The organism is Streptomyces tanashiensis (assembly GCF_014648895.1).
Lineage (GTDB): Bacteria > Actinomycetota > Actinomycetes > Streptomycetales > Streptomycetaceae > Streptomyces > Streptomyces tanashiensis.
This window is the reverse complement of sequence record NZ_BMRZ01000012.1, coordinates 168,564-183,219: the sequence shown is the minus strand read 5'-3', so window position 1 is coordinate 183,219 and position 14,656 is coordinate 168,564. Positions and strand designations below refer to the sequence as shown.

Sequence of the window (14,656 nt, the reverse complement as noted above, 5' to 3'; positions counted from 1 at the left end):
GGGTTCCTGTTCGGGGCGTTCGGGGAGGGAGTCGGAGGGTGCGGACGCGGCGGGGGCCGGGCACGGCCGAGCGGCCCGTGCCCGGTGTGCCGGGGAAGGGGTCTACCGGCGCTCGCGGACGGCGGCGGCGATGGCGGCCGGCGTCGGGAGGTCGAAGAAGACGTCGAAGTCGACGTCCACGCCGAGCGCGTCGCGGATGCGGGCGGCGATCTGCACCACCGTCAGTGAATGCCCGCCGAGGTCGAACAGGTCGTCCTCGGGGCCGACGTCGGGGAGGTTCAGCACCTCGGCCCAGATCCGGCGGACCGTCTCGGTCGTCTCGTCGCCGGTACCCGCGGCCTGTGGCGCCGGAGCCTCGCGTGCCGGAACCGGCAGGGCGCGACGGTCCAGCTTGCCGTTGGGGGTGAGCGGCAGGCGCTCCATGACGAGCCAGCGCTGCGGCGTCATCGCGGCCGGGAGCGTGCGCGTCAGGAAGTCGCGCAGGCCGGAGGGGTCGGGCGCCGGGGCTCCGGTGGCCGGCACCAGGTAGCCGGCGAGAAAGGGCTCACCGTCGTCCTCGGTGCGGACGGCGACCGCGGCCTGGGCGAGGGCCGGGTGCTCCAGCAGAGCGGACTCGATCTCGCCGAGCTCGATCCGGTGGCCGCGGATCTTGACCTGGTCGTCGATCCGGCCGAGGAAGTCGATGTCGCCGTCGGGTGTCCGGACGGCCTGGTCCCCGGTGCGGTACAGCCGGGTGCCGGGCGGGCCGAAGGGGTTCGGGACGAAGCGTTCGGCGGTGAGTTCCGGCCGGCCGAGGTAGCCGTGGGCGACGCCGTCCCCGCCGATCAGCAGTTCGCCGGGGATGCCGAGCGGGGTGGGTCGCAGGTGTGCGTCGACCACGTAGACCTGCGTGTTGGCGATCGGACGGCCGATCCGGACCTGCTCGGGGTCGGCGGGGATCTCGGCGCAGGTGGACCAGACGGTGGTCTCGGTGGGCCCGTACACATTGAACAGCCGGGCGGTGCGGGCGCGCAGTGCGCGGGCGAGCGGGAGCGGAAGCGCCTCGCCGCCGGCCAGAGCCGTGACGGTGGTGAGCGGCCCGATGCCCGTGCCCGCCGTGAGCATGACCCGCCATCCGGACGGCGTGGCCTGGACGTGGGTGACGCCCTCGGTGCCGATCAGCGCGAGCAGCCCGGGGCCGTCGACGGCGAGGCCGTCCGGGGCCAGGACCAGGCGGCCCCCGGTGATCAGCGGCAGGTAGAGCTCCAGCGCGGAGATGTCGAACGAGAGCGAGGTCAGGCCGAGCCAGGCGTGCCGAGGGCCGGAGTCGAGCCGGTCGGCGAAGGAGGTGAGCAGGTTGACCAAGGCCCGATGGCCGACGGCGACGCCCTTGGGTCGGCCCGTGGAGCCGGAGGTGTAGAGGACGTACGCCACGTCGTCCGGACCCGGGGAGGCGCCGGGGGCGCCCACGGCCGCGTCCTGCGCCGACGGCGCCGGGAGCCGCAGGACCGCCGGGGCGGCGGCGGCGACCGCGGGCGCGGGCTCGCGGTCGGCGAGCACCAGAACGGCTCCGGAGTCGCGCAGGACGCCGGCGAGGCGCTCGGCCGGATAGCCGGGGTCCAGGGGCAGGTACGCCGCGCCGGTGGCGAGGGTGGCGAGCAGCGCGGCGGGCAGGTCGGCGGTGCGGCCCAGATGGAGGGCGACCAGGTCGCCGGGCCGCACACCAGCGGCATGCAATGCTGCGGCCAACTGCGCGGAACGGACGAGCAGTTCGCTGTAGCTGAGGTGATGGCCGCCGGCGCTGACCGCGATCGCGTCGGGGGCGGCGGCGGCCTGGGCGCGGACCAGGTCGAGCACGGTCCGGTCGGCCGGATAGGGCCGGTCCGTGGCGTTGGGCTCGGTGGTGACGGCCCGGAGTTCGGCGGCGTCCAGGAGGGGCAGGTCGAGGAGCCGGGCGCCGGGCGCGGCGACCGCGCCGGCGAGCAGGGTGCGGTAGTGGCCGGCGATCCGGCCGGCCGCGTCCGGGCCGAGGACGGCCGGGTCGTACTGGAGGCTGAAGTCAAGCCCTCCGCTCGGGGTGCCGGGGGCCTCGACGATCTGGAGATGGAGGGTGTTGCGCGCCGCGCGGTTGTACACGGCCCAGTCGATCCGGGCGCCGGTGTCACCGAAGTCCGGGTCCGGGCCGCGCCGGCGGTAGCCGAGCGAGACCGCGGTCAGACCGACCCGGGGGGTCAGTCCGGCGACGGCGGTGCCGAAGGGCACCTTGCGGTACGGGTATCCGGCCCGCAGCTCGGTCCGGACGGCGGCGGCGAACTCGGTGAACGTCTGTGACGCGTCGGCCACAGGCGCGTGGACGGGCAGCTCGTTGACGAACATCCCTATGTCCTGGCGGAGTTCGGGCGACCGCGTGGAGAGCGGGACGGACACCGGTACCGCTTCGCCGCCGTAGCGGCGCAGCAGCCCGTGCAGGGCCGCGAGCAGGAACTCGAAGACGGTGGTGCCGCCGAGGGCGGCCGTGGTGGCCAACCGGTCCGCCTCGGCGCCGTCGAGGCGCCATGCGATCGCCTCGCCGGACCCGGCGGCGGCAGGGGTGCGCGGCGCGCCGGGCAGGACCGGTTCGGTCGCGGTGGCCCAACGCGGTCCGTACCACTCGGCAGCCCGCCGTACGGTGTCCGATGCCGGTGCCTGCGGCGTGGCCGGCTCGGTCGGTGCGGGCAGGGGCGCCGAGCCGTACGCGGCTGCGAGGTCCCGGGTCAGGACGTCCTTGGAGTTGCCGTCGAAGACCGAGTGGTGGGCGGTGACCAGCAGTTCGGCGCTCCCGTCGGCGCGCCGGTACAGGGTGAAGCGGCTGAGCGGGCCGGTCTCCAGAGCGAACGGGCGGGCGACCTCCTCCTTCAGTCGCCTCTCCAGATCCGCCTCGTCCGCGGGCGCTTCGTGCTGCACCAGTTCGGGCCGCCGCGCCGCGGGTTCCTGCCAGACCTGGCCGTCACGTTCCACCAGGCGGGCGGCCAGGGCCGGATGGCGCCTGGTCACGGCGGCCACCGCGCGCCCCAGCGCCGCCGGGTCGATCCGGTCGAAGGAGATCCGTACAGGCATGTGGAACGCCTCGCGGGCCAGTCCCAGCCGATCGGTCAGCCAGACGCCCTGCTGCGCCGGGGAGGCCGGTATGCGGTCGGTCAGGGAGAGGACTTCGGACATGGGCGGCTCACTTAGGACGTGGGAGCGGAGTGGAGGAGCAGCAGGGGTGAAGGTGCGGACGTGCCCTTGGTCGAGGGCCGCCGCACGTCGGTGCTTCGGACGCCGACGACATTGATCGGCGGCCGTGTTCGGAGACGCCACCGGCCGCCGTGCGGCTGAGGTCCACCCCCCGGGGACCGGCCGACGGCCGTGCGCGGTCAGGATCGCCGGACACGCCAGGATGCCCCGAGGCGTCTGGTATCTCCGGGCCCGTCCGATGAAGACCATTGGTCCAGACCTGTCGAGAGATTCGCACAACCTCCACACACCGTCAAGAGCCGTCCACCGCCCGGAATCAGCCCCCATGTCCGCGCCCGCTCAACCGACTTGCACCCAAACATCCGTGTGTATGATCGACACTGACAGTGCGTCAAACTCCCAGCGTCCGGCGGCAGATCGGCCTGACCCGGCCCGCATCCTGGCCGCCGCCACCGGCCCCCGAGGTCAGGCGCAGGCCAAGGTGACCGCGGACCTGGAGGGCGCCGGTGAGCGAAGGGGCGGGCATGTCGTCGGTGGACGAAGCACGTGCCTGGCTGCTGCTGTGCCCTGGCCGCCGCCGGGGCGCGGACGGTGCTGCCGGCAGGGACCCGGGGCCGGTCACCTCGTCGCTCATCGCCGCCTTCGCGGCGGAGCTCGGGCATCGGACCGCGGTGGTGCACAGCAGCCGGCTGGTACTCGGCGTGGAAGGCGGACGGCTCACGCTGGCCGACACCGGCGGGCGGCCGGTCCCCGCGCCCGCTGTGGCCTACGCCCGCCTGTCGACGCCTCGGCTGTCGGCCGACAGGGAAATCACCCTGCTACGGCACCTGGCCGCGATGGGCACGCGGCTGATCAACCCCGCCGAGGCGGTCCTGACGGCCGTGAACAAGTTCTGGCAGATCCAGCAGCTCGCCGCCGCGGGCATCCCCGTCCCCGACACCCGCAGCCACACCGACGCGCCCCTGGAGCACGTGCTCGATGCCGGTGTGCCGGAGCCGTGCGTGGTGAAGGCGGTGCGTGGCCATCGCGGCCGACGGGTGTTCCTCGCCACCGACGACAAGTCGCTGCGTGCGGTGGTGGGCAGTCTGGACGACCGGCACCCCTATCTCCTTCAGCGGTACGTCGCCCACTCCCACGGCCGGGACCTGCGCGTCATCGTGGTCGACGGCCGGGCCGTGGCCGCCGCCGTGCGTACAGCCCGTGACGACCGTCTCGTCTCCAATCTGGCGCAGGGCGGGACCCACACCGTCTGCACCGGCCGGCATCCGGACGCGGAGGCGCTGGCCGTCGAAGCGGCCGGCGTCATCGGCCTCGGCGTCGCCGGCGTCGATCTCCTCTTCGAGGCGGACGGTTCCTTCGCCGTCTGCGAGGTGAACTGCAACCCCACCTGGCGGCCCGACATGCCCGGCATCGCCGAAGCCGTCGCCACGGCGTGCCGCAGCCGTCTCGAAGCATCCGGCTGAACGCCGCCGTATCCGCCCCCGTCCTGAAAGGGCTGCCGCAACAGCGTTCAGTGGTGCGTGTGACTCGTTCCGGGGGTCGGACTCGTCGTGGACGGCGAGTCCGTGTCAGGGCCGACCGGCCCCACGGCCGCTCCGAGCGCGTACGACCCCAGGAAGACCAGAGCCATCAGCAGGAGGAATCCGACGAGGACGACGGGCGGTGACCGGAACCGCCCTGTCGCCTTCGCGGGGGACGACGGTTCTCGTGGCGTGCTCATCGGCGGCCTCTCCAGGGCGTGTTGTACGGCGCCGGAGGGATCGGGCCGTGTTTCCGGAGGAGTCGGACGGTCGCACCGTCCGGTTCCCGGCGCCCCTCCCCGGAGGCATGAGGGCGGGTACAACCGTCTCGCGGCCCCCACCCCTTGCCGGGTCGGGAGGCCGCGACTGTGACGTGTCGCACAAGAGCGCCCCGGGAACTGCCGGCAGCGCCGCGACGACTCCTCCGAGGCGACGGCGTTCGGGCCCGAGCGCCGAAGGGGAGGGATACGCGGTGAGGAGCGCAGGTACGGCGGCGGAAGCACCTCCCGACACCGGAGAGGGGGCCGCCCGCGGACTGACCGCGCTCCTGACGACGGCCATGGCCTTCTCGATGATGCAGCTCTTCCTGCTCGGAGCGCTGGGCCCCCGTCTCGTCGACCGGCTCGGTGTCTCGGAGACCGTGCTGGGCCTGACCACCACCGTGGGCTTCGGCACGGCGGCCGTCCTCTCGCCCGCCGGCGGCCGGATCGTCGACCGCGTCGGTCCCCGCCGGGCCCTCGTGACCCTGCTCGCCCTCTCGGCGGTGGCGTTGGCCCTGATCGGTGCCGCGCCCGGCTCCGGTCTGCTGCTCGTGGCCGTCGCGCTCGGCGGCCTGCCCCAGGCGCTGGCCAACCCGGCGACGAACAAGGCGATCCTGGCGTCCGTTCCGGCGCCGAGGAGGGGCGCGGTCACCGGCACCAAGCAGTCCGGTGTCCAACTGGGCGCTTTCGTGGCCGGGCTGCCCCTCGCCGTGGCCGCGAGCGCGATCGGCTGGCGGGGCGCGGTCTGGGTGGCCGCCGGTGCGGCGCTCCTCGCGGCCCTGTGGGCCCGGCGCGCGCTGCCGGCCGACGCGTCACCGCCGCCGAGGGGGGCCGCGAGCGGTCCGGCGCCGTCCCGCGCCGGTGGCCCCGTGCCCTGGCTGGCCGCCTTCTCGCTCTTCCTCGGTGCGGGCATCGCCTCCGTCAACACCTACCTCGCCCTGTTCGGATCCCAACGCCTCGGCATGGGGCCCACGGTGGCGGGCGCTCTGGTCGCCGTCCTCGGCATCGCCGGGATCGCCGGCCGCGTCGGCTGGTCCCGGGCGGCGACGCCCGGCCGGGCCCCGTGGCTGCCGGGCCTGCTCGCGGGCGGGGCGGTGGGAGCGGCCGTGCTGCTGGCCGCCGCCGTCCGTGTCGGCCCGCTGGTGTGGGTGGCCGCCGTGGCGGTCGGCGTGTTCGCCGTGTCCGGCAACGCCGTGTCGATGGTCCTGGTGATGCAGCGGTCCGCCCCCGGCCGGGCCGGGCAGGACTCCGCGCTGGTCGCCGCCGGCTTCTTCGCCGGGTTCGCGGTGGGCCCGCCCCTGTTCGGGCTCCTCGCGGAACGCGGGCGGTACGGGGAGGGCTGGGTCCTGGTCGCCGCGGAGTTCGCCGTCGCGGGGGCCGTCGCGGTCGCCTGGGCGGTACGGGACCGCCGTACGCGCGGGGACGGTCCGCGTTGACCGCCGTGGGCTGGGCCGAGGAAGCCCTCGGGCTCGTCCTCCGCCGCGCGGGGGAGACCTCGGAACAGGTGGGTGACCGCTTTCCGCTGTACGCCGAACCGGCCGACGGCCGCTGGACCACCACCGGACGCGGATCGTGGACCGGCGGCTTCTGGGCGGGACTTCTCTGGCTGCGGGCCGGCCGCACCGGAAGCGACGCGGACCGTACCGCGGCTGCCGCCGCCACCGCCCGGCTCGCCCCCTGGGCCGAGGCCGACACCGCGACCCGCGGCCTCATCCTCTGGTACGGCACGGCCCTGGCCGCCGGGGACGCGGCGGCGCGGGCCCTGCGGGAGCGTGCGGCGAAGGCCGCCGTCGACGCCTTCGACCCGGCACTCGGTCTCGTCCCCTGGGGCGCGGCCCTCGGCGGCGCACGGCTGCGGGCCCGTACGGACGGCGTCCCCGGTCTCGTACCCCTGCTGGCCTCGGCCGGGCCCGAGGGCCAGGCGGCGGCCGCCGCTCACCTGCACCGCCACCTGGACCTGTGCCTGCCCCGCGAGGGCGCCGGGCGCCCCCGCCCGGCATGGCGCCGGGACGAGACGCGCGGATGGACGGCCGAAGCCGATCCCGCACCCGGCTGGACCCGGGGCGAGGCATGGCTCCTCCTCGCCGTCGCGGACGCCCTGCTGCTCGCGCGGGCCCCGTCCTGGCGATCGGACCGGCTGACCCGGGCGGCCGAACTCCTCCTCGCGGACTGCGCGATGCTCGTCGGCCCCCTGGTCCCGCCGACGGACGCCCACCGTCCGGACGGCCCGCCCGACACCTCCGCCGCGGCCATCGCCGCGGTCGCCCTCCTGAAGCTCGCGCGCGTCCCCGGAGCCGCGTGGTCGACGGCGTGCGCCTCCCGCGCGGAGGCCGTCCTGCACCGGCTCGCGCACGACCACCTCACCCGGCCGGGCGGGACCCGGCCGGCCGGCATGCTCCTCGACGGCTGCTACGACGCGCACAGCGGCACGGCCGTCCGCCACGAACTCGTCTGGGGCGACTTCTTCCTGGCCCTCGGCCTGGCGGCGCTCCTCGGCCGCGCCGACCTCAGGCGGGTGTGACCGCGGAGCCCCGACGGCTCCGCAGGACGCGGCGGGCGACGGAGGAGACGTGTTGCTCGTCCGGCCCGTCGAGGATCCGGGCCGTCCGTCCCGTACGGAACAGCGCCGGAAGCGGTGTGTCCGGGCCGAGCCCGGCCGCGCCGAAGACCTGGACGGCCCGGTCCGCGACCTCCTGGAGCGTGCGGGCCGCCGCCGTCTTCGCCAGTCCGACCTCCACGTGGGCGTCCCGTCCGGCGGCGACCAGCGCCATCGCCTCGTGCACGAGCGGCCGTGCCGTCCGCAGCGCCAACAGGGATTCGAAGACGTGCTGCCGGACCAGCTCGCGGTCGGCGAGCGGTCCCCGTGCGCCCTGACGTGCCACGGCGCGGTCACAGAGGAGGTCGAAGGCCCGCTGGGCCTGGCCGAGCCACCGCAGCGCCCGGAGCGTCCGGCCCAGTTGGAGACGCTCGCCGGCGACGGCCAGGGCCTGCCCGGCGTCTCCGACGAGGTGATCCTCGTCGACCTCGACACCGTCGAACTCGATCTCGTACTGCCCGGTCGCGCCCAGGATCGGCAGCTCGCGCACCACCCGGAACCCGGGGGAGCCGGTCGGCACGAGGAGGAGGGAAAGGCCGGTGCGGTCTCCGGCCGATCCGCCGGTGCGGGCGAGCACGGTCACGAGGTCCGCGTCGCCCGCGTGCGACACGAACCACTTCCGCCCGGTGACGCGCCAGCCGCCGCCGGGCCGTCGCTCCGCACGGGTCGCCGTGAGCGCGGGCTCGGTCCCGGGGGTGTCCGGCTCCGTCATCGCGTAGCAGGTGCGGAGGTCGCCGGAGACCAGGCGCGGCAGGTACTCCGCGCCCACCCGTGCGGATCCGTGCCGGGACAGCATGGTCACGTCGAGGAGGGACGCCGACCCGAGGGCCGCAGGACCGTGGTCACTGGCACCCTCGGTCTCGGCGATCGTGGCGTACGCGCTCAAGGACAGCCCGCCGCCGCCCAGTTCGGCCGGGAGAGGGAGGGCCCACAGGCCGGACGCACGGGCTTCCGCGCGCAGCCGCTCCCGCAGGTGGGTGGCGGTGGCACCGCCGGCGTCGAGATCCGGCTCGGAGGGGAAGACGCGGTCACGGACGAACGCGGAGACCTTCTTCCGCAGCAGATCGACATCAGTCACGTCGTGATCCGTTACGTCATGGTCCGTCACTGTTTTCCTCCATCTCGGGAACTCGACAGAACACGCGTCCGACTGCCTGCCCGTGGAAGTGGTCGGGCGTACCGGCTCCCCGGTTCCCGCGACCGTGAGGTTCCCCGCGTCCGTGCAGTTCCCCGTGACCGTGAAAGACCCCGTGCGACGGCCCTCACCGCCGCGCCAGGAGAGGAGAGCCATGGCGTCATCAGCGACCGCGCGCACCGCGGTCCGCCGCCCGCTCGACACCGCCCGTCCGCTCGACGCACTGCGCTGCGACCTCGGCGGCCCCGCGGCCCTGACCCGCGTCGTCTCCGACCATCTGACGCGGCTCGGGGCGAGGGTCCGGGACGGCGGCCCGGGGCGGACCGCGCTCGGCGGCGGCGGGTTCGCGCCCGTCACGGCCCGCACCGACTGGGGACCGGCCGGATCCGGGATCGAGGACGAGGCGACCGCCCAGGCCGTCACCGGCGTCATGGCCGTCCACGGCCGACGCCACGGGACCCCGCGCGGCCTCGGCGTCGACCATCTGGCCACCGCCACCGGCGTGCTCACCGTCCAGGGCCTCCTCGCCGGGCTCATCGGCCAGGCCCGGGGCGGCCCGCCGGCCCGGGAACGTACGACGACCGCCGACCGGGCCGGGCTCCTCACCGTCTCCCAGTACCTCGCCGCCGCCGGTGCCGACGAGCCGGAGGTCGTCGAACCGGCCCCCGGCGGGCCGCCGTTCACCTCGTCCGACGGTGTCCTGTTCGAGCTGGAGACGCTCGACCCGGGGGCCTGGGCGGAGTTCTGGCGCGCCCTGGAGGCTCCCGCCGACGCGATACGGGCGGGCTGGCGGCCCTTCCAGTTCCGGTACGCCACCGCCTGCGCGCCCTTCCCCGTCGACCTGCACGAGGCGACCCGGCGGCACCCGTGGGCGCGGATCCGGCGGGCCGCCGCGCTGTCCGAGGCCGAGGTGTGCCGACTGCGCACGCTCGCCGAGCGCGCCGCCGAGGACGACGGCGCCGACCCGTGGACGCTGCGCGCGCTGGGCCCGGGCCGCCTGTCCACGACAACGGCTGCCACGGCGGACCGGCCGCTGGCCGGCCTGACCGTCCTCGAAGCGGGCCGCCGGATCCAGGCGCCGCTCGCCGCCCACCTGCTGGGCCTGCTCGGCGCCCGCGTGATCCGGGTCGAGCCGCCGGGCGGCGACCCGCTCCGGGGGATGCCGCCCGCCTGTGACGGGATCTCCGCGCGCTGGCTCGCCCTCAACCGGGGCAAGGAGGCCGTCGAGATCGACATCAAGGCGCCCGGCGACCGGAGCCGCCTGCGCGAACTCGTGGCCGACGCGGACGTGTTCCTCCACAACTGGGCCCCGGGCAAGGCCGCCGAACTCGACCTCGACGCCGAGCACCTGACCGCCGTGAACCCGTCCCTCGTCTACGCCTACACCGGCGGCTGGGCCGACCGCCTCGACGACGCGCCCATGGGCACCGACTTCATGGTGCAGGCCCGCACGGGTGTCGGGGAGGCCGCCCATCCCGCCGGTGAACCGCCCGTGCCGTCCCTCATGACGCTCCTCGACGTCCTGGGCGGTCTGCACGGCACCGAGGCGGTCCTCGCCGGCCTCCTCCTGCGCGAGCGCACGGGCCACGGCGTACGGGTCGACTCCTCGCTGCTCGGCGCGGCCGACACCCTCCTCGCCCCCGCCCTGCGCCGGGCCGCCACCGGCGCCGATCCCCGTCACCCCGCCGGGTTCCGACACCCGCTCCGTACCTCGGACGGCTGGATCGCCCCCAGCGACACCAGCGCGCCGGCCGCCGCGGCGTACGACGTCTCGGGGATGTGCACCGAGGACGCCCTGGACCAGCTGCGCGCCCACGGCCTGACGGCCACCGCCGTCACCACCGACCTGTCCGCACTCCACCACGACCCGCGCCTCTCCGGCTCGATCAGCCGGGACGCGCACGGTGCCCCCGCCGTTCCCGACCCCTGGAGCTTCGCGTGACCGTCACCCTCACCGACCTGCTGCCCGCCGAACTCCGCCGCTCCTGGGTGGTGGACGGCACCTGCCCGGACCTCGACCTCTACAGCCTCTACCGCGCGAGACAGATCGCCGACCTGCACCGCACCGCCGTGATCGACGCCAGAGGCACGCTCTGCTACACCGCGCTCGACCGCAAGGTCCGATGTCTGGCCGAGGGCCTGCGCGGGCTCGGCATCGGCGCCGGGGACGTCGTCGCCGTCCAGCTCCCCAACAACCGCGACGCCGTCATCGCGGATCTGGCACTGGCCGCGCTGGGCGCCGTCGCCCTCCCCTTCCCCGTGGGGCGCGGCGCCGTGGAGGCCGAGTGCCTCCTGCGCCGCGCGGAGGCGGTGGCGGTCATCGCCGCGGTCGAACACCGCGGCCGGCACCACGCCGCCGACCTCCGGGCCCTCGCCCCGGGGCTGCCCGCCCTGCGGCACGTGATCGCCGCAGGACGGGGCATCGCACCCCAGGGAACGGCTCCGCTGTCCCGGCTGCTGCGGACCGAGCCCGCCGGATTCGTCCCGGCCCGCCCCGACCCCGACTCCGCCGCCCGCATCCTCGTCTCCTCCGGCTCCGAGGCGGAGCCGAAGATGGTGGCCTACTCCCACAACGCCCTGGCCGGCGGGCGCGGCAACTTCCTCGCCTCCCTCATGCCCGACGGCACCCCGCCCCGCTGCCTCTTCCTCGTGCCGCTCGGCTCCGCCTTCGGCTCGAACGGAACCGCCGTCACCCTCGCCCGGCACGGCGGCACCCTGGTCCTGCTCGACCACTTCACACCCGAGGCGGCACTGGCCGCCGTACGGGAGCACGAGCCCACCCACATCCTCGGCGTGCCCACCATGATCCGGATGATGCTGGAGGCCCTGGAGAGGACGGACGGCCCGCTGCCCACCCCGACCGCGCTCGTGCTGGGCGGCGCGCCCCTCGACGAAGCCACCGCCTCGGCCGCGGCCGAGGCGTTCGGCTGCCCGGTCGTGAACCTCTACGGGTCGGCCGACGGCGTCAACTGCCACACGGGACTGGGGCATGCCGTACCGCCCACCGACCGCTCGGGTGTCGTCGCCGGCCGTCCCGACCCCCGGGTCACCGAGATCCGCATCGCCGACCCCGAGACGCACGAGCAGCTGCCCGACGGGCGGATCGGGGAGATCGTCTCGCGCGGGCCGATGACCCCCCTCCGCTACGTGGCCTCCCCGGACCTCGACGCCCGCTACCGCACCCCGGAGGGCTGGGTCCGGACGGGCGACCTCGGCTTCCTCGACGACGAGGGCGTCCTCCATGTCGTCGGCCGGCTCAAGGACATCGTGATACGCGGCGGTGCCAACATCAGCCCCGCCGAGGTCGAGCGCGCACTCGTCGCCCACCCGCAGGTGCGGGACGTCGTCTGCGTCGGCGTGCCGGACCCGCTGATGGGGGAGCGGCTCGCCGCCTGCCTGGTGGGCAAGGGATCGAAGGTCCCGACGCTGACGGAACTCGGGGTGTACCTGGCCGAGCACGGACTCGACCGGCACAAGCACCCCGAGCACCTGCTCGTGCTGCCCGAACTGCCCCTCACCGCCGCCGGAAAGCCCGATCGCGCCGCGCTGCGGCGCCGGATCGTCGAGCGGGGAAGCGCCCTCGTCGAAGCCTGACGGCAGGACGCACGCAGGGGGAGGGTCGCCGACGGCGGCCCTCCCCCTCCCGTAGGCGGCCCGGGCTCAGCCCATGGCCTTCTTCAGCTCGGCGGCCGCCTTGCGGTACACCGCGAGGAGGTCCAGGTCCTCGCCCGGATAGTTGACGATCTCGACCTGCTCGGCGCCCGAGTCGGGCAGCACCGTGCCCGTCGACATGTGCGCGTTGTCGAGGACGTACGCGGGCTTCTTCGCCGACAGCGAGGCGAGCTGGGCCGGGGTGACCGGCTCGGGGCCGTACGTGCCGACCGTCGTGGCGCCCGCGAGGCCTGCGGCCCAACCGGTGAAGACCTGGCTGACGACGGCCGGGCTCTTCCCGTTGGGCCAGGCGGCCTTGAGCTCGCCGTTCAGCTTCGCGACCTCGCCGTCGAGACGGGTCTTCCACCGGGCGGCGGCGTCCTTCGTACCGAACAGGCCGCCCAGACGGGTCACTTCGGCACCGGCCTTCGCCGGGTCGTTGTCGAGGTTCACCTCGACGAGCTTCGCCTTCGAGCCGGCCGCCTCCTTGATCTTCGCGGCGTACGGCTCGAACGGCGCGTACAGCACGAAGTCGGCCTTCGCGACGGCGGCCAGGTCCGAGGGCTTGGGGTCGTAGTCGGGGGCGTGGTGCACGGATCGGGGCACGATCACCGTGACGTCCTCGGCCCCGGCGGCCTTCGCGAAAGCGCCCTCCCAGGTGGTCGTCACCACCACCACGGGCTTGTCGTTCTCGCCGTCGGTGGGACCGGACGAGGCGGCGTCCTCGCCGCCGCACCCGGTGAGCAGCGGCAGGGCCGCGCTCAGTGCGACGAGGGAAGCGATGCGGGTGTGACGGACGCGGGTGCGCGCCATGAGCTGGTTCTCCGTTCGGGAATGAGATGTGCGGCGAGGACCACGGCCCCCGCCGTCAGGACGAGGACCGGGCCCGGAGGCCAGTCCAGCCACAGGGCCAGGAGGAATCCCGTCGCGTTGACGGCGACGCCGATGCCGACGGCCCACAGCGTGATCGACCACAGCGAGCGGCCGAGGCGGCGGGCGGCCAGCGCCGGCAGCAGGGTCAGGGCGTCGACGAGGAGTGCGCCGGTCAGCTTGATGGCCCCGGCGACCGCGACGGCCACGAGGACGAGCAGCGCGGTGGTGAGGAAACGTACGGGCACGCCCGAGCACTGCGCGAGCTCACGGTCGTACAGCAGCAGGCCCACCTCGCGGCGCCGCCACCAGAACAGCGTCGGCACGGCCACGGCGAGCACGCCGAGCACCACGAGGTCGGTGGTGCCGACCGACAGGATCGACCCCCAGAGGAGGGCGAAGGCGCCCGAGGCGTTGACGCCGGAGACGGCGAGGAGAAGGAGCGCGGCGGCGATGGCCAGGCTCATGAGCAGACCCATCGCCCCGGACAGTCCGGCCGGCGTCCGCGCCAGTGGGGCGACGCCCGCACCCGACAGGGCACAGGCGACGAGGGCGCACAGCATCGGATCGAGCCCGGTCAGAAGGCCGACGGCGATGCCCAGCAGGGCCACGTGCATCATGGCGAACCGCACCGGCATGATGTCGAGCCCGACGATCACCACTCCGATAACCGGCAGCCCGACGGCCGCGAGCAGCAGGGCCACCCCCGCCCGCTGGACGGGCACGAGCTGGAGCATGGCGCCGAGGTCGGCGCCCGCGAGCGTGTTCACCGCACCTCCCGCAGCCGCCCGGCGGCCATCTCCAGGACCCGGTCGCACCGTTCGGCCAGCGCCCGGTCGTGGGTCACGACCACCAGGGTGACCGGCAACGCGGTCAGCACGTCGGCCGCCTCCTCCTGCCCCTCGAAGTCGAGGGCGGCGGTCGGCTCGTCGGCGAGGAGCACCTGCGCGCCCGCCGCGACACAGCCGATCGCCCGCGCCAGGTACATGCGCTGCAACTGCCCGCCGGACAGGGTGTCCACGGGCCGCGCGGCCAGGGCACCGACCCCGAGCCGTTCCGCGGCCTCCGCGGCCTCGGCCGACGCCCCACTGCTGGCCAGGAGCTCGTCCCCGCGCAGCGGGAACCGTCCGGCGGCGGGTTTCTGCGGGATCCAGGCGCACGACCGCCGCCGCCACGCATACTCGGCGGCGGAGCGCGCTCCGCGCCCGCCGACCTCTATGGTGCCGCTCGTGTGCCGGTGCAGTCCGAGGACCGCGCGCAGCAGCGTCGTCTTCCCGGACCCGTTCGTCCCGGTCAGCGCGATCCGCTCACCGGCGGCGATCTCCAGATCCACCCCCACCACGGCTTCGTTGCGGCCGTGCCGGCAGGCGACCCCGCGCATGCGTATGTCCAGTCCGCCCATCCTCCGCCTTCCGCCGCTGCCGTGCCG

At 75.1% G+C, this 14,656-nt stretch carries 11 protein-coding genes; 5 read left to right on the top strand and 6 right to left on the bottom strand.

Translation table 11 applies throughout. The features are described 5' to 3' along the window. Positions 1-102 precede the first annotated feature (102 nt). Positions 103-3,177 (bottom strand): non-ribosomal peptide synthetase, encoded by a 3,075-nt coding sequence (locus IE237_RS29270; RefSeq protein ID WP_189805116.1) that lies wholly within the window; start codon positions 3,175-3,177, stop codon positions 103-105. 551 nt (positions 3,178-3,728) lie between these two features. Here IE237_RS29270 and IE237_RS29265 point away from each other — a divergent pair. After that, positions 3,729-4,658: a RimK family alpha-L-glutamate ligase gene (locus IE237_RS29265; protein ID WP_189805115.1), complete on the top strand. Its 930-nt coding sequence runs from the start codon at positions 3,729-3,731 to the stop codon at positions 4,656-4,658. A gap of 47 nt (positions 4,659-4,705) precedes the next feature. Here IE237_RS29265 and IE237_RS29260 read toward each other — a convergent pair whose 3' ends face one another. Further along, the gene (locus IE237_RS29260) at positions 4,706-4,915 is read right to left on the bottom strand and encodes a hypothetical protein (RefSeq protein ID WP_189805114.1); all 210 of its coding nucleotides are present in this window, start codon (positions 4,913-4,915) and stop codon (positions 4,706-4,708) included. Between the two features lie 272 nt (positions 4,916-5,187). Here IE237_RS29260 and IE237_RS29255 point away from each other — a divergent pair, with 272 nt between their 5' ends. Together IE237_RS29255 and IE237_RS29250 are read left to right on the top strand one after the other, a co-directional pair. After that, entirely contained in the window at positions 5,188-6,411 is a 1,224-nt protein-coding gene (locus tag IE237_RS29255; RefSeq protein ID WP_189805113.1) for an MFS transporter, read from the top strand. Between the two features lie 5 nt (positions 6,412-6,416). Continuing rightward, positions 6,417-7,496: a sugar ABC transporter permease gene (locus tag IE237_RS29250; RefSeq protein ID WP_189805177.1), complete on the top strand. Its 1,080-nt coding sequence runs from the start codon at positions 6,417-6,419 to the stop codon at positions 7,494-7,496. On the opposite strand, the gene IE237_RS29245 is transcribed toward IE237_RS29250, so the two are convergent. Then, positions 7,483-8,649: an acyl-CoA dehydrogenase family protein gene (locus IE237_RS29245; protein ID WP_229842956.1), complete on the bottom strand. Its 1,167-nt coding sequence runs from the start codon at positions 8,647-8,649 to the stop codon at positions 7,483-7,485. The genes IE237_RS29250 and IE237_RS29245 overlap by 14 nt on opposite strands. Positions 8,650-8,860: 211 nt before the next feature. On the opposite strand from IE237_RS29245, the gene IE237_RS29240 reads away from it, so the two are divergent. Next, positions 8,861-10,648 (top strand): CoA transferase, encoded by a 1,788-nt coding sequence (locus tag IE237_RS29240; protein ID WP_189805111.1) that lies wholly within the window; start codon positions 8,861-8,863, stop codon positions 10,646-10,648. Continuing rightward, positions 10,645-12,300: a class I adenylate-forming enzyme family protein gene (locus tag IE237_RS29235; protein ID WP_189805110.1), complete on the top strand. Its 1,656-nt coding sequence runs from the start codon at positions 10,645-10,647 to the stop codon at positions 12,298-12,300. The genes IE237_RS29240 and IE237_RS29235 overlap by 4 nt, the downstream gene beginning before the upstream one ends. Before the next feature lie 66 nt (positions 12,301-12,366). Here IE237_RS29235 and IE237_RS29230 read toward each other — a convergent pair whose 3' ends face one another. From IE237_RS29230 to IE237_RS29220, 3 genes are read right to left on the bottom strand one after another with little or no spacing between them, the layout of a single operon-like run. Continuing rightward, entirely contained in the window at positions 12,367-13,170 is an 804-nt protein-coding gene (locus tag IE237_RS29230; protein WP_189805109.1) for a metal ABC transporter solute-binding protein, Zn/Mn family, read from the bottom strand. After that, positions 13,119-13,997 (bottom strand): metal ABC transporter permease, encoded by an 879-nt coding sequence (locus IE237_RS29225; RefSeq protein ID WP_189805108.1) that lies wholly within the window; start codon positions 13,995-13,997, stop codon positions 13,119-13,121. Before IE237_RS29225 ends, IE237_RS29230 begins: the two co-directional genes overlap by 52 nt. Beyond that, positions 13,994-14,629, bottom strand: a complete 636-nt coding sequence (locus tag IE237_RS29220; RefSeq protein WP_189805107.1) for a metal ABC transporter ATP-binding protein — start codon at positions 14,627-14,629, stop codon at positions 13,994-13,996. The genes IE237_RS29225 and IE237_RS29220 overlap by 4 nt, the downstream gene beginning before the upstream one ends. Between the last annotated feature and the right edge of the window lie 27 nt (positions 14,630-14,656).

Coding starts and splice junctions, on each gene's coding strand:
- IE237_RS29270 (WP_189805116.1), bottom strand. CDS start 3,177: ATGTCCGAAGTCCTCTCCCTGACCGACCGCATACCGGCCTCCCCGGCG.
- IE237_RS29260 (WP_189805114.1), bottom strand. CDS start 4,915: ATGAGCACGCCACGAGAACCGTCGTCCCCCGCGAAGGCGACAGGGCGG.
- IE237_RS29240 (WP_189805111.1), top strand. CDS start 8,861: ATGGCGTCATCAGCGACCGCGCGCACCGCGGTCCGCCGCCCGCTCGAC.
- IE237_RS29230 (WP_189805109.1), bottom strand. CDS start 13,170: ATGGCGCGCACCCGCGTCCGTCACACCCGCATCGCTTCCCTCGTCGCA.
- IE237_RS29220 (WP_189805107.1), bottom strand. CDS start 14,629: ATGGGCGGACTGGACATACGCATGCGCGGGGTCGCCTGCCGGCACGGC.